Here is an 18,296-nt window from a genome sequence, read left to right as displayed (position 1 = left end):
CACTAGATAGAAAGACTGTAGAAGGATAACTGACCTTATCATCAGTATCCGAGAGAAATTTCACTTTATTTCACAGACTAACTAAAGGAGACATAATGGCAGACCGAGGCTTGCTAATCGTTTTTTCTGGTCCTTCAGGAGTTGGGAAAGGAACGGTTAGAAGAGAGATTTTTGAGAGTTCTGAAAATCAATTTCAATACTCTGTATCGATGACGACGCGTGCGCAACGTCCTGGTGAAGTGGACGGAGTAGATTATTTCTTCCGTACTCGTGAAGAGTTTGAAGAGCTGATTCGTCAAGGTCAGATGTTGGAATATGCAGAATATGTCGGTAACTATTATGGAACTCCTCTAACCTATGTCAATGAAACTTTGGACAAGGGAATCGATGTCTTTCTTGAGATTGAAGTGCAAGGAGCCCTTCAGGTTAAGAAAAAGGTTCCAGACGCTGTCTTTATCTTTCTAACGCCACCAGATTTGGATGAATTGCAAGATCGTTTGGTAGGTCGTGGAACAGATAGCGCTGAAGTGATTGCCCAACGAATCGAAAAAGCCAAGGAAGAAATTGCCCTCATGCGTGAGTATGATTATGCCATTGTCAACGATCAGGTGCCCCTCGCTGCTGAACGTGTCAAGCGTGTGATCGAAGCAGAACACTTCCGTGTGGACCGTGTCATTGGTCACTACCAGGAGATGTTGCCAAAATCTCCAACTACTCGATAAAATTTAGAAAACAGGTACAAACAAATGATGTTAAAACCCTCTATCGATACCTTGCTAGACAAGGTACCATCAAAATATTCACTCGTAATCTTGGAAGCAAAACGTGCCCATGAACTAGAAGCCGGTGCGCCAGCAACTCAAGAGTTTAAGTCTGAAAAATCAACTCTTCGCGCTTTGGAAGAAATCGAGTCAGGAAATGTAACCATTCACCCAGATCCAGAAGGAAAACGTGAAGCGGTTCGTCTCCGTATCGAAGAAGAAAAACGCCGAAAAGAAGAAGAAGAAAAGAAAATCAAAGAGCAAATTGCTAAAGAAAAAGAAGATGGTGAAAAAATTTAAGGTTGGGGGGACTCAATCTTATTTTTTCTATTGCAAGAATGTACTGACAAGAAGGAGGTGAGAAGATGGCTATCGCAAAGATTATCGTGGATGTTCCCCTGATGCAGACGGACCAGCCATACAGTTACAAGATCCCAGAGGAATTTATAGACATGCTGGAAGTCGGTATGCGGGTCCATGTCCCCTTCGGTAAGGGCAATCGTTTGATTCAAGGGATTGTGCTAGGCCTGGAGTCCCATTCGGATGAAGAGGTGGCTGATCAGGACTTGAAAGAGATTGCGGAGGTGCTAGACTTTTCTCCAGTCTTGACTCAGGAGCAACTTTGGCTAGCTGAGGAGCTACGCAAGTCCGTCTTTTCTTACAAAATCTCCATTCTAAAAGCCATGTTGCCGGGATTTTTAAACTCCAGCTATGATAAGATTCTCTATCCTCTGGAAGGTTTGAGTCGGCAAGACAAAGAGCGCTTGTTTGGTTCAGAAGATTCGCTCGCCTTTTCTTCTTTAGACCTTGCCAAGCAAGCTGAAATGATGCGCTTGACCAGAAAAGGGTTGCTCCGTTTAGAGTACCAGGCTGTTGATCAGAAGAAGGTCAAGACCCAATCTTGGTATGAGGTCCATGTTGAGCAGTTAGAAGGTGTTGAGATTTCTGCGCGTGCTAAGAAAAAGGCAGAGCTGAGAGACTATTTACTGTCTCGTCCTGAGAGTGCTCCTCTGGCTAGCTTGTTAGAATCCTACTCACGCGAGCAAGTCAATTTCTTTGTGGAGCAAGGAGCTCTAACCCTAGTCCAAAAGGAAGTGCAACGCTCAGCCGCTTATTTTGAAGGCATTGAAGCCAGCCAACCTTTGTCTCTGAACCCAGAGCAAAGACAAGCTCGCGATGCTGTTATCAGTGCTATTGGCAGTCAGCAACCTCCTTTCCTCCTTCAAGGAATTACAGGAAGTGGGAAAACTGAGGTTTACTTGCAGATTATCCAAGGGGCCTTGGACAAGGGTAAGACGGCCATTTTGCTGGTACCTGAGATTTCTCTGACGCCACAAATGACGGAGCGTTTTATTGCTCGATTTGGTGAGAAAGTAGCCATTCTTCACTCAGGCCTGTCCAATGGTGAAAAGTACGACGAATGGCGCAAGGTTGAGCGTGGCGATGCCCAAGTTGTTGTTGGCGCTCGATCAGCTATCTTTGCTCCTTTGAAAAATCTAGGTGTCATCATTATCGACGAAGAGCATGAAGCTAGCTACAAACAAGACAGCAATCCCCGTTATCATGCTAGAGAGGTCGCCATTCTACGGGCCCAGTACAATCAAGCAGCCCTAGTCCTTGGCTCAGCGACACCGAGCTTAGAGAGCCGTGCGCGTGCTGGAAAAGGTGTCTATCAACACTTACGTCTGACCCAACGGGCCAATCCTTTAGCCACTATTCCTGAAGTTCAAGTGATTGACTTTCGGGACTATATCGGGCAGAATGAGACATCAAACTTTACGCCTCCTTTGCTAGAGGCCATTCGAGACCGTTTGGATAAAAAAGAACAGGCAGTCCTCATGCTCAACCGTCGGGGTTATTCTAGTTTTGTTATGTGTCGGGAGTGTGGAACGGTAGATAGCTGTCCCAACTGTGATATTTCTCTGACTCTCCACATGGATACCAAGACCATGAACTGCCATTACTGTGGATTTTCAAAGGGGATTCCTCATGTCTGTCCCAACTGTCAAAGCCGCAGTATTCGTTACTACGGGACGGGGACTCAGAAAGCTTACGATGAACTGGCAGAACTCTTTCCTCAGGCTCGCATTCTGCGGATGGATGTGGATACGACCCGCAAGAAAGGCAGTCACCAAGCTCTTCTTGACCAGTTTGGCCGAGGGGAAGCGGATATCTTGCTGGGAACTCAGATGATTGCCAAGGGCTTGGATTTTCCAAATGTGACTTTGGTTGGAGTACTCAATGCGGATACGGCCTTGAATCTGCCTGATTTTCGTTCTTCTGAGAGAACCTTCCAACTCTTAACTCAGGTGGCTGGTCGGGCAGGTCGTGCGGAAAAAGCTGGGCAGGTCTTGATTCAGTCATACAATCCGGAGCACTATGCCATTCGTTTTGCAAAAGATCAGGATTATGAAGGCTTTTATGCCTATGAAATGAGTATCAGACGCCAACTTGGCTACCCACCTTATTATTTCACCATTGGGATTACCCTCTCTCACAAGAAAGAAGAAGAGGTTGTCAAACGTGCCTATGAAGTTATGGAAATATTACGCTCAGGTTTATCGGAAACTAGTAAAATCCTTGGACCAACGCCAAAACCCATCGCTCGTACCCACAACCTTTATCATTACCAGATTTTGATTAAATACCGTTTAGAAGATGAGCTGGGTCCAACTCTCAATCGAGTTTTGGCCTTGACTCAAGAACGGGAAAATAGCGAGCTTCGTCTCAGTATTGACCATGAGCCGCAGCAATTTTTATAAGAAGGAGAAGAAATGACAAAATTAATCTTTATGGGAACTCCCGATTTTTCAGCGACAGTTTTGAAGGGGTTGATATCAGACGACCGTTACGAGATTCTAGCTGTTGTGACCCAGCCAGACCGCGCTGTTGGCCGTAAAAAAGTGATCCAAGAAACCCCAGTCAAGCAAGCTGCCAAAGAAGCAGGTCTTCCTATCTACCAACCAGAAAAATTATCTGGGAGCCCAGAGCTGGAAGCTATTATGAATCTAGGAGCGGATGGGATTGTGACCGCTGCTTTTGGGCAGTTTCTCCCAAGCAAACTTCTTGATAGCATGGACTTTGCGGTCAATGTTCACGCTTCCCTTCTTCCCAAACACCGTGGTGGAGCTCCCATTCATTATGCCTTGATTCAAGGGGATGAGGAAGCTGGTGTGACCATTATGGAGATGGTTAAGGAAATGGATGCAGGAGATATGATTTCCCGTCGCAGTATTCCTATCACAGATGAGGACAATGTCGGCACCTTGTTTGAAAAATTGGCAATCGTTGGTCGTGACTTGCTTTTGGACACCCTTCCTGGCTATATTGCTGGGGAGATCAAACCTGAACCACAAGATCCTAGTCAGGTCACTTTCTCGCCAAATATCAAGCCAGAGGAAGAGAAACTGGATTGGACTAAAACCAATCGCCAACTCTTCAACCAAATCCGTGGGATGAATCCTTGGCCTGTTGCCCATACTTTCCTTAAGGGTGACCGCTTTAAGATTTATGAAGCCCTACCAGTAGAAGGTCAGGGAAATCCAGGGGAGATTCTCTCTATTGGCAAAAAGGAATTAATCGTCGCAACGGCTGAAGGAGCTCTATCCCTCAAGCAAGTGCAGCCAGCTGGTAAACCTAAGATGGACATTGCTTCCTTCCTCAACGGAGTGGGACGGACATTGACTGTAGGAGAACGATTTGGTGACTAAAGTAGAAACGGCTAGAAGTCTAGTTCTAGCAGTGTTAGAGGATGTTTTTGTCAACCAAGCATATTCAAATATTGCCTTAAATAAACACCTCAAGGGGAGTCAACTCTCAGCAACAGACAAGGGTTTGGTGACAGAGATTGTCTACGGAACGGTAGCCCGAAAACTCACTCTGGAATGGTACCTGTCCCACTTTATCGAAGACAGAGATAAGCTAGATAACTGGCTCTATATTCTGCTCCTCCTGAGCGCTTACCAACTTCGGTATCTGGATAAGATTCCTAATCACGCTGTTGTTAATGAAGCGGTAGAGCTAGCCAAAGCCCGTAAAAAAGGGAGTGAAAAATTGGTCAACGCCGTCCTTCGTCGTATCTTGCGAGAAGGCTGGCCAGACATTGACAGTATCAAACGCAAAAACAAGCGTGATTCCATTGCTTATTCTCTCCCAGTTTGGCTCGTATCTAAACTTAAGGAAGAATACGGTGAAGAGCGAGCACAAGCCATCTTTAAAAGTCTCTTGGTGCGTAACAAAGCCAGCATCCGGGTGACCAACTTGAGCCGAAAAGAGGAAATCAAAGCTGTGTTAGAGACGACTGATTCCCCTTTGGCGGCCACTGGTTTGGTCAAGGAGCAAGGCCACTTTGCAGGTCATGATTTGTTCGCAGAAGGGGCTATAACCATCCAAGACGAGTCCAGTCAATTGGTTGCTCCGACCCTTGATCTACAAGGTGATGAACAGGTCCTAGATGCCTGTGCCGCTCCGGGTGGAAAAACAGCCCATATGGCCTCTTACCTCACATCCGGTAAGGTGACGGCTTTGGATCTTTATGACCATAAGTTGGACTTGATCCAAGAAAATGCGGAGCGTTTAGGTGTGGCAGATCAAGTGCAAACGCAAAAATTGGATGCCAGAAAGGTGCATGAGTTTTTTGAAAAGGACTCTTTTGATAAGATTTTGGTAGATGCTCCCTGTTCTGGGATTGGACTCTTGCGTCGTAAACCAGACATCAAATACAATAAAGAAACAGCAGATTTCATGTCCTTACAGGAAATTCAGCTGGAAATATTAGGTAGTGTTTGTCAAACGCTACGTAAAGGTGGTATAATAACGTATAGTACCTGTACTATTGTCTCTGAGGAGAACTTTCAAGTCGTTGAGGCGTTTTTAGAAAGTCATCCCGAGTTCGAGCAGGTTAAACTAGAACACGAATGTAAAGATATCCTGAAAGATGGCTGCATCCTGATTACTCCAGAATTGTATGGAAGCGATGGATTCTTCATTAGCCAATTTCGTAAGATATCAGATTAGGAAGGAACTGACACAATGGAAATAGCATTATTAACAGATGTTGGTCAGAAACGAACAAATAACCAAGACTATGTCAATCACTTTGTCAACCGAGCAGGACGCACTATGATCATCTTGGCTGACGGGATGGGAGGACACCGTGCAGGAAATATCGCTAGTGAGATGGCGGTAACAGACCTTGGTGTGGCTTGGGTGGATACCCAAATTGACTCAGTCAATGAAGTTCGTGAGTGGTTTGCCCACTACCTGGAGATTGAAAATCAAAAAATTCATCAACTAGGTCAGGACGAAGCCTACAGAGGTATGGGAACAACGCTAGAAGCTGTTGCTTTTATTGACAACCAAGCCATCTATGCTCACATTGGGGATTCTCGTATCGGTTTGATTCGTGGAGAAGAATACCACCAGTTGACGAGTGACCATTCCTTGGTCAACGAATTGCTCAAGGCTGGTCAATTGACTCCAGAAGAAGCAGAAACTCACCCTCAAAAGAATATCATCACCCAGTCTATCGGACAAAAAGATGAAATCCAGCCAGATTTTGGGATGATTACACTGGAGTCAGGAGATTATCTCTTGCTCAATAGTGATGGTTTGACCAATATGATTTCGGCAAGCGAGATTTATGATATTGTAACCAGTGATATTTCCCTAGCAGACAAGGCGGCAACCCTCATTCGCTTCGCTAACAATGCAGGAGGTTTAGACAACATTACGGTTGCCCTTGTTTACATGAACGAGGAGGCAGCAGAATGATCCAAATCGGCAAGATTTTTGCCGGGCGGTATCGGATTGTCAAGCAGATTGGTCGAGGAGGCATGGCAGATGTATACTTGGCCAAGGATTTGATCCTAGACGGGGAAGAAGTGGCAGTGAAGGTCCTGAGGACCAACTACCAGACGGACCCGATTGCTGTGGCACGTTTCCAACGTGAAGCGAGAGCCATGGCAGATCTGGACCATCCTCATATCGTTCGGATAACAGATATTGGTGAGGAAGACGGTCAACAGTACCTAGCTATGGAATACGTAGCAGGCCTTGACCTCAAGCGTTATATCAAAGAACACTATCCTCTTTCAAATGAAGAAGCAGTTCGGATCATGGGGCAAATCCTCTTGGCCATGCGCTTAGCCCATACTCGAGGAATTGTTCACCGTGATTTGAAACCTCAAAATATCCTCTTGACACCTGACGGCACAGCTAAGGTAACGGACTTTGGGATTGCCGTTGCCTTTGCGGAGACCAGTCTGACCCAGACCAACTCAATGTTAGGCTCCGTTCATTATTTGTCACCTGAGCAAGCGCGTGGTTCTAAAGCGACCTTCCAGAGTGATATCTATGCAATGGGGATTATCTTCTATGAGATGCTGACGGGACATATCCCTTATGATGGGGATAGCGCGGTGACCATCGCCCTCCAGCATTTCCAGAAGCCACTTCCGTCCGTCATAGCTGAAAATCCATCTGTCCCTCAGGCTTTAGAAAATGTTGTCATTAAGGCAACTGCTAAGAAGTTGTCAGATCGTTATCAGTCTGTTTCAGAAATGTATGTGGACTTGTCAACTAGCTTGTCTTATAATCGTCGGAATGAACCGAAACTGGTCTTTGACGATGCGAGTAAGGCAGACACTAAGACTTTACCTAAAGTTCCACAAAGTACACTGACGTCTATTCCTAAAGCGCCTGCGCAGGAAGAACGTCCTCAGCCAAAGAAAGCAACTCAACCAGTCGCAGAGCCGGCTCCAGCGCCAAAACCAGCCAAGAAACGGAAGTTTAAGGCTCGCTATATGATTCTTTTGGCTAGTCTCCTATTGGTTGTAGCCTCTTTGGTCTGGATTTTGTCAAGAACACCAGCAACGATTGCTATTCCTAACGTGGCTGGGCAAACCGTTGCAGAGGCTAAGGAAGCTCTTAAAAAATCCAAGTTTGAAGCCGGTGAAGAAAAGTCAGAGGCCAGCGATACCGTAGCAGAAGGACGTGTTATTCGAACGGATCCAGAAGCTGGTAGTGGCCGAAAAGAAGGAACCAAGGTCAATTTGATTGTTTCTTCTGGTAAGCAATCCTTTCAATTGAGCAATTATGTCGGACGTAAGTATACGGATGTCGTAGCTGAACTCAAGGAGAAGAAGGTTCCTGAAAATCTAATCAAGATGGAAGAGGAAGAATCCAGCGAAAGCGAACCTGGCACCGTCCTCAGACAGACCCCTGCTTCGGGTTCGACCTATGATCTCTCAAAAGCTACTACGATTACCTTAACAGTAGCTAAGAAGGTGACTAGTGTCAGCATGCCGAACTACATCGGTTCAAGTCTCGAGTTTACAAAGAATAACTTGACTCAGATTGTCGGTGTGAAGGAAGCAAATATTGAGGTTGTAGAAGTATCGACTGCTCCTGAAGGAACGGCAGAAGGAACTGTTGTAAGTCAAACGCCAAGAGCAGGAGAACAGGTTGATCTTGCAAGTACGCGTATCAAACTTTCCATCTACAAACCAAAAACACCGCCGTCAACTTCATCCTCTAACCCTGCTCAACGAGGAAACCAGGGTTCTACAACAACACCAAATCAAGGGAACCAGCAAGGAAATCAACAAGGGAATACTCCTTCTAGTAGTTCATCCAATAATGAAGGATCTCGCGAAAGTTCTCGAGATTAAACGAATCTTTGTCATGATTTCATGACAAAGATTTTTTTTCACAAGATTTTGTGATAAAATATAGGAAGTAGAAAAAAGGAGGAGAAAATGGACGAATCGAGAGAGTTAAATGCCGTCATTGATGTCATTATGTTAGCTGGAACCATTCTCTTGAAAAGTGGCTCAGAGATTCATCGGGTTGAGGATACTATGATCCGTATTGCCCATTCGCAGGGAATAATGGATTGTAATGTTCTTGCCATGCCCGCAGCTATTTTCTTTTCTATCGAAAACACCAATATTTCTCGGATGAAACGGGTGACCTCATCCTCCTATAACATTGAAAAAGTCTGTGATGTCAACCAAGTATCACGGGAGCTTGTCGGAGGGCAGATTGATCTCTCGACAGCCTTTAAAAAACTGAAAGAAATCGGCAATCAAGCTCTTCCTTATACCAAGTTCCAAGTGACCGTAGCAGCGACCCTCAGTGCCCCTTTCTTCTCGATTATGTTTGGGGGCAATGTCTATGACGCTTTTGGCGCAGCTATTGCGACCTTATTTGGATTTGCCTTCTCTCTCTACGTAGAGAAGTTTGTCCGCATTCCTTTTGTAACGGCCTTTGCGGGTGCCTTTGTTTTCGGATTGATTGCCCAGTTCTGGGCCCGCTATACAGGATTTCCTTCGACGGCAGACCTGATTATAGCAGGAGCGGTCATGCCCTTTGTTCCAGGTATTGCTCTGACAAATGCGGTACGGGATATCATGACCAACCATATCAACTCTGGTATGAGCAAGATGTTTGAATCTTTGCTCATTACCCTCGCTTTAGGGGCTGGCACCTCTGTCGCCCTGGTTTTGATGACATAAGATGACTCTAACAAGTATTTTGCTCCAAGCAGTGGCGAGTTTACTCGCCATTATCACCTTTCTAATCGTACTGAATGTTCAACGCTCCATGCTCCTACCTGGTGGTGTTTTGGGAATGGGCGTTTGGCTCCTCTATCTCGTGCTCAAAGAACCAACCAATGTTATTGTCGCGACCTTTATCGCAGCAGTAATTGGCTCTTGCATCAGTCAGATTTTAAGTATTGTCTATAAGACACCAGCGGTGGTCTTTGTCTTGGCCATTCTTGCCCCCTTGGTGCCGGGTTATTTATCCTATCGAACGACAGCTTTCTTTGTGACAGGCGATTACAGCCATGCTATTGCCAGCGCGACTTTGGTGGTTATGTTAGCTCTTGTTATTTCTATTGGAATGGCAAGTGGAACAGTAATTCTAAAGCTTTATTACTATATCCGAAAACAACGAGGAATTTCTTCCTAATGCAGTAAAAGCAAAGACTTGATTTGTTGAATCAAGTCTTTTTTCTCTCTTTTGTCCCTATTTGTGATAAAATAGAATGAAACGATTTTTTACAATGAATGAAAAAACAGAGGTAAATATGACAATCGGTATTGATAAGATTGGTTTTGCGACCAGTCAATATGTCTTGAAATTACAAGACTTAGCAGAAGTGAGGGGAGTTGACTCCGAAAAATTTAGCAAGGGACTCTTGTTAAATGAAATTAGTATTGCGCCACTGACTGAGGACATTGTTACCTTGGCAGCTAGTGCAAGCAACTCTATCCTCACAGATAAAGAAAAAGAAGAAATCGACATGGTCATTGTGGCGACCGAGTCAGGAATTGACCAGAGTAAGGCAGCGGCAGTCTTTGTTCATGGCCTATTAGGCATTCAGCCTTTCGCCCGTAGCTTTGAAATCAAAGAAGCCTGCTATGGAGCGACAGCTGCCCTTCATTATGCTAAATTGCATGTGGAAAATTCTCCAGAGTCTAAGGTTTTGGTCATTGCCAGTGATATTGCCAAGTATGGTGTAGGAACTCCAGGTGAACCAACTCAGGGTGCTGGAAGTGTAGCGATGCTAATCACCCAGAATCCGCGCATCATGGCCTTTAACAATGATAATGTTGCTCAAACGCGCGACATCATGGATTTCTGGCGTCCGAACTACTCAAGCACTCCTTATGTAAACGGCATGTACTCGACCCAACAGTATCTTGATTGCCTGACAACGACTTGGGATGAATACAAGAAACGCTACGATTGGACTATGGATGACTTTGTGGCTATCTGCTTCCACTTGCCTTATCCTAAGTTGGCCCTAAAAGGCTTGCGCAAGATGATGGACAAGAACTTATCTCAAGAGAAAAAGGATAGTCTGCAAGAAAACTTTGACAAGTCCATTCTCTACAGTCAGATGATTGGAAATATCTACACAGGTTCTCTCTTCCTCGGCCTCCTTTCTCTTTTGGAAAATGCAGAGACTTTGAAGGCTGGAGATAAAATTGCCCTCTACAGTTACGGAAGTGGAGCGGTTTCAGAGTTCTTTAGTGGAGAGCTGGTAGAAGGTTATGAAACTTATCTTGATAAGGATCGCTTGAGTAAACTTAAACAACGTACAACATTGTCTGTTGCAAACTATGAAAAAGTCTTCTTCGAAGAGGTGCAGTTGGATGAGTCTGGTTCAGCCCAATTTGCAGGTTATGAACATCAAGACTATGCCTTGGTTGAAATTGTCGACCACCAACGCCGTTATAGCAAGGTTGAAAAATAATGAAGATAAGTTGGAATGGATTTTCTAAAAAATCATACCATGAGCGCCTGGAGTTGTTACAAGCTCAGGCGCTCCTTAGTCCTGAAAGGCAAATGAGTCTGGAGCAGGATGAACAAGTCAGCTTGGCGGTTGCAGATCAGCTGAGTGAGAATGTGGTGGGAACTTTTTCTCTGCCTTATTCGATCATTCCAGAACTTTTGGTGAATGGTCAGGACTACACAGTTCCTTATGTGACAGAAGAGCCCTCAGTGGTTGCTGCGGCCAGCTATGCCAGCAAAATCATCAAGCGAGCAGGTGGCTTTACTGCTCAAGTACATGAGCGCCAGATGATCGGTCAGGTGGCCCTTTATCAAGTTGCTGATCCTGAACAAGCGCAAGAGAAGATTGCCAGCAAGAAAGCCGAACTCTTGGAACTTGCCAATCAAGCCTATCCTTCTATCGTCAAACGTGGAGGTGGAGCGCGTGATTTGCATGTAGAGCAGATCAAAGGTGAAACAGACTTTCTCGTTGTTTATCTTCATGTCGATACCCAGGAAGCCATGGGGGCCAATATGCTCAATACCATGCTAGAAGCCTTGAAGCCAGTCTTAGAAGAACTCAGTCAGGGACAGAGCCTCATGGGGATTCTGTCCAACTACGCGACCGATTCTCTGGTGACAGCAAGCTGTCGTATCGCCTTTCGCTACTTGAGCCGACAAAAGGATGAAGCCAGAGAAATAGCAGAGAAAATAGCTTTGGCTAGCCAGTTTGCGCAGGCAGATCCCTACCGAGCGGCTACCCATAATAAAGGAATTTTTAATGGTATCGATGCCATTTTGATTGCCACGGGTAATGACTGGCGGGCCATCGAAGCTGGGGCTCATGCCTTTGCCAGTCGAGATGGACGTTATCAAGGCCTTAGTCGATGGAGTCTAGATAGGGACTCAGAAGAATTGGTCGGTGAGATGACCTTACCTATGCCGGTAGCGACCAAGGGTGGCTCTATCGGTCTCAACCCTCGTGTAGCCCTCAGTCATGAACTACTGGGAAATCCTTCAGCTAAGGAATTGGCTCAGATTATCGTGTCCATCGGTCTTGCCCAAAACTTTGCGGCCCTCAAAGCCTTGGTAAGTACGGGCATCCAGCAAGGCCACATGAAATTACAGGCCAAATCCTTAGCTCTCCTAGCTGGTGCTAGTGAGTCCGAAGTTGCTCCCCTCGTTGAGCGCCTCATCGCAGATAAAACCTTTAACTTAGAGACAGCCCAGCGCTATCTCGAAAACTTAAGATCATAAAAAAACTCAGACGAATTCGTCTGAGTTTTCTTGTGTTTATACTCAATGAAAATCAAAAAGCAAACTAGGAAGCTAGCCGTAAGCTGCTCAAAACACTGTTTTGAGGTTGTAGATGGACGCTGACGTGATTTAAAGAGATTTTCGAAGAGTATTAAATACTTTTTCCTGGTAATAGGGTGACGGGTAAAAAGTAACCAGTTGTTGCAACTTCCTTGCCTTCAATCTTCTGCAAGAGGAGATCGACAGTGAGGTGGGCAATCTCTTTCATAGGTTGCTTAATCGTTGTCAGGTGAGGATAGTAGTTCTCGATAAAGTAAGTTCCATCATAGCCGATGACCTTGAGCTCTTCAGGAACAGAAATTCCCAGCTCTTGAGCGATTTTGATAACCAGGATAGCTGTCAAATCATCCGAAGCAAAAATCGCATCTGGTTTCTGATGGGTCAAGATATTCTTGATTTCCATTTCTTTTCTGACGGGAGAAAAGTCACTCGAAACATTGATAATAGGCGCTTTCGGGAGAACCGATGCAAAACCAGCATGGCGCAGTCCAGTAGGTGAGTTCGAGTTGTCATTCCCTGTAATCATAATGATAGACTGGGCGCCTGTCTTGACCAAGGTTTGGGCTGCGAGGACCCCGCCGCCGTAGTTATCAGAGGAGACAACAGGGATGTCTGGAGACAAGTTTCGGTCAAAGGAAATAATCGGTGCCGTCACACGATTGTAGTCTTCGATTCCCAAGTTGTGACTTCCAGAAATGATACCATCGACCTGGTTGGCCTCCAGCATTTCAATGTACTCCCGTTCTTTTTCAGAGTCGTGTTCGCTGTTACAGATGATGGTCTTGTAGCCATTTTTGAAGAGTTGGTGTTCCAATTTGTCAATCAACTCCGCATAAAAGACGTGACTGATGTTTGGAAAAATAAGCCCAATCAACTTGGCAGATTTTCCTTGGAGGCTTCGAGCCAGATTATTGGGCTTGTAGCCCAATTCTCGCATGGCTTCATTAACCTTTTGAATGGTTTTCTCAGATAGATACCCCTTTTTATTGATGACCCGTGAGACGGTAGTGGGGCTGACGCCTGCAAGTTTTGCGACATCAGTTAGTTTTGCGACCATAATCTAATTCATAGTAAGTTCCAGTTGGGTTTCCAGACTTGATCAGGATACCATTTTGGCCCGCATGTGGGAAGACACGACCAGAAAATACTTTTTCTCCTTTATTGATGAAAATTTCAAAGACCGACTTGTCGATGAAGATAGTAGCAGTAGTAGCTTGGTTATTGATAGGGCAAGAACGTGTCGTACCAAATTCTTGGGCGTACTGTTGACCAGCCTGACTACGATCCACTGTCACCTGTCCATTGACAAGGTCAAAGTTGATTGAAAGCCCCTTGCCTTCTTTATCAGCGAGCAAGACAATCTCGCTTTGGCTGTTGGCCTCCAAGTTGAGCTCGAGTTCATAGGTGTTATTGGTTTGAGTGCGATTTAAGAAGGCCTCTTCAGAAGAACGAAGTTCTTTGACGGCTGCGACCGGATATTGGTAGAGTTTGCCATCTTTGATAGTGAGTTCTTTGACCAATGAGAAGGTTCCTTGGTGGTCAAAACGGTCAGATGGGTAAGAAACATCTGGTAACCCAAGCCAACTTACTGCTAGTGCACGTCCATCTGGAGCGTTGAAGGCTTGAGTCGCATAGGCTTCGAAACCATAGTCTAGATTATGAAGTTGAGACACATCTACCATTTTGGCATTTTCAGGATCAAAGGATGCCCCTATTTTGTACATGTTTGGGTAGATATTGTCATAGTCTAGAACTTGTTTATCCAATCCTTGTGGACAGTAGAGAAGGACAGGTTGCTCCCCTACAAAGACTAGATTTGGGCATTCCATCATGTAGGCAGTGCGGTCGTTAGCAAAGTTAAGGTCGCCAACTGCTTGCCAGTTTGTATAATCATTGTCCACAGCCTTGTAGAGACGGACGAAGCCTTTTTTCTCCAAGTCCTGTCCACCGACGATAGCATAATATTGACCCTTGAAGTTAAAAATTTGCGGGTCGCGGAAGTGGTCTGTAGAGTCTGCTGGCTGGTCAATCAAGATCTTGTCAATCTTTGTAATCTTGCCATCCTTATCCATCAAAGCCCCAATCTGGTAAGGGTGACGGATCCAGTTTTCATCACGGACATTTCCAGTATAAAATAGGAACAACTGATCGCCGAACTGCATGGCAGAACCAGAGTAGGCACCGTGGCTATCCAATGGAGTATCTGGTAAAATTTTGACTCCAGTTTCTGTAAAGTGCACTAAATCATCACTTTCAAGCTGCACCCAAGACTTCAACCCATGGGCTGCACCGAAGGGGAAGTTTTGGTAAAAGAGAATCCATTTGCCATCAAAATAAGAAAAGCCATTTGGATCATTGAGAAGGCCCATTTTAGGCTCGACATGGTAACGAGTATGCCAAGGAGATTGAGCCATCTTTTCCTTGATTTGTTTGATTTCATCATTAGACCAGTCTTCATAGCGTCTGTAACGGCGCTCGGTTGTCCATTCCATTTTATCTTTCCTCCATAAGTTCTATTCTATTATTAATAGTAAACGTTTTCGGCAAAAAAAGCAAGTCTTTTATGTTAAAAAAAAGAAAAATATGTCAAACGATTGCCAGGAATCAAGTGAAGGAAATCTGGCAAATTTTCACGAAAAAATGAAAGAAAATGTAAATAAAAGCCTTATCTCCTCAAGTATAAAGATATTTTTTTGAGGAAAAAGAGAATATCCCTCAAAAACGAGCAAAAATAATCAGAGAAAAAAGAAAGGGAATAAAAAATTCTGCAAAACGCTTGACATATTTTAGAAACATGATAAAATAATAGTCGTAGGGCGAATAAAATCGCTTTCAAACAAGAACAAAATTTTATAAGGAGATTTTTGCAAATGAACAATCAGGATATTGCAAAAAAGGTCATCGAAGCCCTTGGCGGACGTGAAAATGTCAACAGTGTAGCCCACTGTGCAACTCGTCTACGTGTCATGGTCAAAGATGAAGGGAAAATCAATAAGGAAGTGATTGAGAACTTGGATAAAGTTCAAGGAGCTTTCTTTAACTCAGGCCAATACCAAATCATATTTGGGACTGGTACAGTAAACAAGATGTATGACGAAGTGGTTGCACTTGGTTTGCCAACATCTTCTAAAGAAGATATGAAAGCAGAAGCTGCTAAACAAGGAAATTGGTTCCAACGTGCTATCCGTACTTTCGGTGACGTCTTCGTTCCAATCATTCCAGTTATCGTAGCAACTGGTCTCTTCATGGGTGTTCGTGGTCTCTTGACTGCTCTTGGAATGACACTTCCAGAAGATGTGACAACTTATACTCAGATCTTGACAGACACTGCCTTTATTATCTTGCCAGGTTTGGTTGTTTGGTCAACTTTCCGTGTATTCGGTGGTAACCCAGCTGTTGGTATCGTTCTTGGTATGATGCTCGTTTCTGATTCACTTCCAAATGCCTGGGCTGTTGCGTCTGGTGGTGAAGTAACTGCAATGCAGTTCTTCGGATTTATCCCAGTTGTAGGTTTGCAAGGTTCAGTTCTTCCAGCCTTCATCATCGGGGTTGTCGGAGCTAAGTTTGAAAAAGCAGTTCGTAAGGTTGTTCCAGATGTACTTGACCTCTTGGTAACACCGTTTGTAACACTCCTTGTAATGTCAATCCTTGGATTGTTTGTTATCGGACCAGTCTTTCACGTTGTTGAAAACTACATTCTCATTGGAACAAAAGCTATTCTTAACTTGCCATTCGGACTTGGTGGTTTCTTGATTGGTGGAGTTCACCAATTAATCGTCGTATCAGGTGTTCACCACATCTTCAACTTGCTTGAAGTTCAATTGCTTGCTGCTGACCACGCTAACCCATTCAACGCTATCATTACTGCAGCTATGACTGCTCAAGGTGCTGCAACTGTTGCCGTTGGTGTGAAAACTAAAAATCCTAAACTTAAAACTCTTGCTTTCCCAGCTGCTCTTTCTGCCTTCCTAGGTATTACTGAGCCTGCTATCTTCGGGGTTAACTTGCGTTTCCGTAAGCCTTTCTTCCTTTCATTGATTGCTGGTGCAGTCGGTGGTGGACTTGCTTCAATCCTTGGACTTGCTGGTACTGGTAATGGTATCACAGTCATCCCTGGTACAATGCTTTACATTGGGAATGGACAACTTCTACAATACCTTCTTATGGTAGCTGTATCCTTTGCACTTGGTTTTGCTCTTACTTACATGTTTGGTTACGAAGATGAAGTAGAAGAGGTTGCAGGAGCAATTTCTGAAGCTGAAACAGATCGTTTGACTGAAGAAGCAGTAACTGGTACTGTGATTTCACCAAGCGAAGGTGTTATCCAAACACCAATCGTTGGTGATGTCGTTGCTCTTTCAAATGTGAATGATCCAGTCTTCTCAAGTGGAGCTATGGGACAAGGTATTGCTGTAAAACCGAGTGAAGATGTTGTTTACGCACCAGCTGATGCTGAAGTGACAATTGTCTTCCCAACAGGACATGCTTATGGCCTAAGAACAGCTAACGGAGCTGAAATCTTGATCCACGTCGGTATCGATACGGTGACAATGAACGGTGAAGGCTTTGAACAAAAGGTTGCTCAAGGCGACAAGGTCAAAGCTGGTGACATTCTCGGAACCTTTGACTCAGCTAAGATTGCTGCTGCAGGTCTTGATAACACAACTATGGTTATCGTAACAAACACTGCAGACTTTGCTTCAGTAAATCCAGTTGCTTCTGGATCAGTTGCTAAGGGTGACGCAATCATCGAAGTTAAAGCTTAATAAAACAAAAAAACGAACAAATGTCATGTTTGTTCGTTTTTGCTTGAATGGTAAAATTTACAGAGGAAAATCTAAAATATTGAGCAATTTTCAGTCTGGAAATATGCTATAATAAAGAAAATAAATACAAGAGGTTAATCATGACAAAACTATACGGAAGCTTGGAAGCGGGCGGTACAAAATTTGTCTGTGCTGTCGGAGATGAAAACTATAACGTTGTAGAAAAGGTACAATTTCCTACAACAACACCTATTGAAACAATCGATAAAACCATCGAGTTCTTCTCAAAATTTGACAATCTTGCAGGACTTGCCATTGGTTCATTTGGTCCAATCGATATCGATAAAAACTCAAAAACTTATGGATTTATCACAACAACTCCAAAACCTAACTGGGGAAATGTCGACTTGCTTGGTGCTCTTCGTCGCGCTCTAAACGTGCCTATGTATTTTACGACAGACGTAAACAGTTCTGCATACGGTGAAGTGGTTGCTCGTAATAATGCCGGCGGTCGTATCGAAAACTTGGTTTATTACACAATCGGTACAGGTATCGGTGCAGGTGTTATCCAACGTGGCGAGTTTATTGGCGGTGTTGGTCACCCTGAGATGGGTCATTATTATGTGGCTAGACACCCAATGGATATTGAAAAAGAATTTAATGGTGTTTGTCCTTTCCATAATGGATGTTTGGAAGGTTATGCAGCTGGTCCAAGTTTGGAAGCTCGTACAGGTGTTCGTGGGGAAAACATTGAACTCAACAACTCTGTTTGGGATGTTCAAGCCTACTACATTGCTCAAGCCGCAGTGAATGCGACTGTAACTTTCCGTCCAGATGTCATCGTCTTTGGTGGTGGGGTTATGGCTCAACAACATATGCTTGACCGCGTACGTGAGAAATTCACAGCCCTACTCAATGGCTACCTACCAGTTCCAGATGTACGTGACTATATCGTGACTCCAGCTGTTGCTGGCAATGGTTCTGCCACACTTGGGAACTTTGTCCTCGCTAAGAGTGTCGCAAAATAAAACAAAGAAAATATCCGCTTGGGCAACCAAACGGATATTTTGTTTGAAGGCAATTTTTTGAGCCTTTCCTTAAGTGATGACGGACGGTAGCGACTTTCTTCGAAATTCCATACCTAAACTTTGAGCCCAATGTCTCAAAGTTT

At 44.4% G+C, this 18,296-nt stretch carries 15 protein-coding genes; 13 read left to right on the top strand and 2 right to left on the bottom strand.

Annotation, left to right across the window (positions count from 1 at the left end):
• Window positions 1-95 precede the first annotated feature (95 nt).
• The 11 genes from gmk (at window position 96) to M1G01_RS05165 (ending at window position 12,299) form a co-directional block, all read left to right on the top strand.
• Complete coding sequence (gene gmk / locus M1G01_RS05215; RefSeq protein WP_000775041.1) at window positions 96-722, top strand: guanylate kinase; 627 nt, start codon at window positions 96-98, stop codon at window positions 720-722.
• A 24-nt stretch (window positions 723-746) separates the two neighbouring features.
• Window positions 747-1,061: a DNA-directed RNA polymerase subunit omega gene (gene rpoZ / locus M1G01_RS05210; RefSeq protein WP_002874282.1), complete on the top strand. Its 315-nt coding sequence runs from the start codon at window positions 747-749 to the stop codon at window positions 1,059-1,061.
• Window positions 1,062-1,126: 65 nt separating this feature from the next.
• Complete coding sequence (locus M1G01_RS05205; protein ID WP_247931322.1) at window positions 1,127-3,523, top strand: primosomal protein N'; 2,397 nt, start codon at window positions 1,127-1,129, stop codon at window positions 3,521-3,523.
• Between the two features lie 12 nt (window positions 3,524-3,535).
• On the top strand, window positions 3,536-4,471 hold the full coding sequence (gene fmt, locus M1G01_RS05200) for a methionyl-tRNA formyltransferase (protein WP_125413704.1): 936 nt from the start codon (window positions 3,536-3,538) through the stop codon (window positions 4,469-4,471).
• Complete coding sequence (gene rsmB, locus M1G01_RS05195) at window positions 4,464-5,777, top strand: 16S rRNA (cytosine(967)-C(5))-methyltransferase RsmB (RefSeq protein ID WP_185755891.1); 1,314 nt, start codon at window positions 4,464-4,466, stop codon at window positions 5,775-5,777. Before fmt ends, rsmB begins: the two co-directional genes overlap by 8 nt.
• Window positions 5,778-5,792: 15 nt before the next feature.
• Window positions 5,793-6,533: a Stp1/IreP family PP2C-type Ser/Thr phosphatase gene (locus M1G01_RS05190; protein ID WP_000401527.1), complete on the top strand. Its 741-nt coding sequence runs from the start codon at window positions 5,793-5,795 to the stop codon at window positions 6,531-6,533.
• Entirely contained in the window at window positions 6,530-8,431 is a 1,902-nt protein-coding gene (gene pknB / locus M1G01_RS05185) for a Stk1 family PASTA domain-containing Ser/Thr kinase (RefSeq protein ID WP_247931321.1), read from the top strand. Before M1G01_RS05190 ends, pknB begins: the two co-directional genes overlap by 4 nt.
• An 87-nt stretch (window positions 8,432-8,518) precedes the next feature.
• Window positions 8,519-9,277 (top strand): threonine/serine exporter family protein, encoded by a 759-nt coding sequence (locus M1G01_RS05180; RefSeq protein WP_000344542.1) that lies wholly within the window; start codon window positions 8,519-8,521, stop codon window positions 9,275-9,277.
• A gap of 1 nt (window position 9,278) precedes the next feature.
• Entirely contained in the window at window positions 9,279-9,734 is a 456-nt protein-coding gene (locus M1G01_RS05175) for a threonine/serine exporter family protein (RefSeq protein WP_000176909.1), read from the top strand.
• A 118-nt stretch (window positions 9,735-9,852) separates the two neighbouring features.
• Window positions 9,853-11,025, top strand: a complete 1,173-nt coding sequence (locus M1G01_RS05170; RefSeq protein WP_247931510.1) for a hydroxymethylglutaryl-CoA synthase — start codon at window positions 9,853-9,855, stop codon at window positions 11,023-11,025.
• Complete coding sequence (locus M1G01_RS05165; RefSeq protein WP_247931320.1) at window positions 11,025-12,299, top strand: hydroxymethylglutaryl-CoA reductase, degradative; 1,275 nt, start codon at window positions 11,025-11,027, stop codon at window positions 12,297-12,299. Before M1G01_RS05170 ends, M1G01_RS05165 begins: the two co-directional genes overlap by 1 nt.
• 151 nt (window positions 12,300-12,450) lie before the next feature.
• Here M1G01_RS05165 and M1G01_RS05160 read toward each other — a convergent pair whose 3' ends face one another.
• Window positions 12,451-13,416 carry a LacI family DNA-binding transcriptional regulator gene (locus M1G01_RS05160; RefSeq protein ID WP_033606002.1) on the bottom strand — a complete coding sequence of 322 codons (966 nt, stop codon included), beginning with the start codon at window positions 13,414-13,416 and terminating at the stop codon, window positions 12,451-12,453.
• Window positions 13,397-14,851, bottom strand: a complete 1,455-nt coding sequence (locus M1G01_RS05155; RefSeq protein WP_247931319.1) for a sucrose-6-phosphate hydrolase — start codon at window positions 14,849-14,851, stop codon at window positions 13,397-13,399. Before M1G01_RS05155 ends, M1G01_RS05160 begins: the two co-directional genes overlap by 20 nt.
• Window positions 14,852-15,229: 378 nt before the next feature.
• On the opposite strand from M1G01_RS05155, the gene M1G01_RS05150 reads away from it, so the two are divergent.
• Window positions 15,230-17,125 (top strand): sucrose-specific PTS transporter subunit IIBC, encoded by a 1,896-nt coding sequence (locus tag M1G01_RS05150; RefSeq protein WP_247931318.1) that lies wholly within the window; start codon window positions 15,230-15,232, stop codon window positions 17,123-17,125.
• 140 nt (window positions 17,126-17,265) lie between these two features.
• Window positions 17,266-18,153, top strand: coding sequence for a fructokinase ScrK (scrK, locus tag M1G01_RS05145; protein WP_049484304.1), 888 nt, complete (start codon window positions 17,266-17,268; stop codon window positions 18,151-18,153).
• Window positions 18,154-18,296 lie beyond the last annotated feature (143 nt).

It is taken from the genome of Streptococcus oralis (assembly GCF_023110055.1).
GTDB lineage: Bacteria > Bacillota > Bacilli > Lactobacillales > Streptococcaceae > Streptococcus > Streptococcus oralis_BY.
Note: the sequence above shows the minus strand (reverse complement) of the source record. Positions and strands in the feature narration are given on the sequence as shown.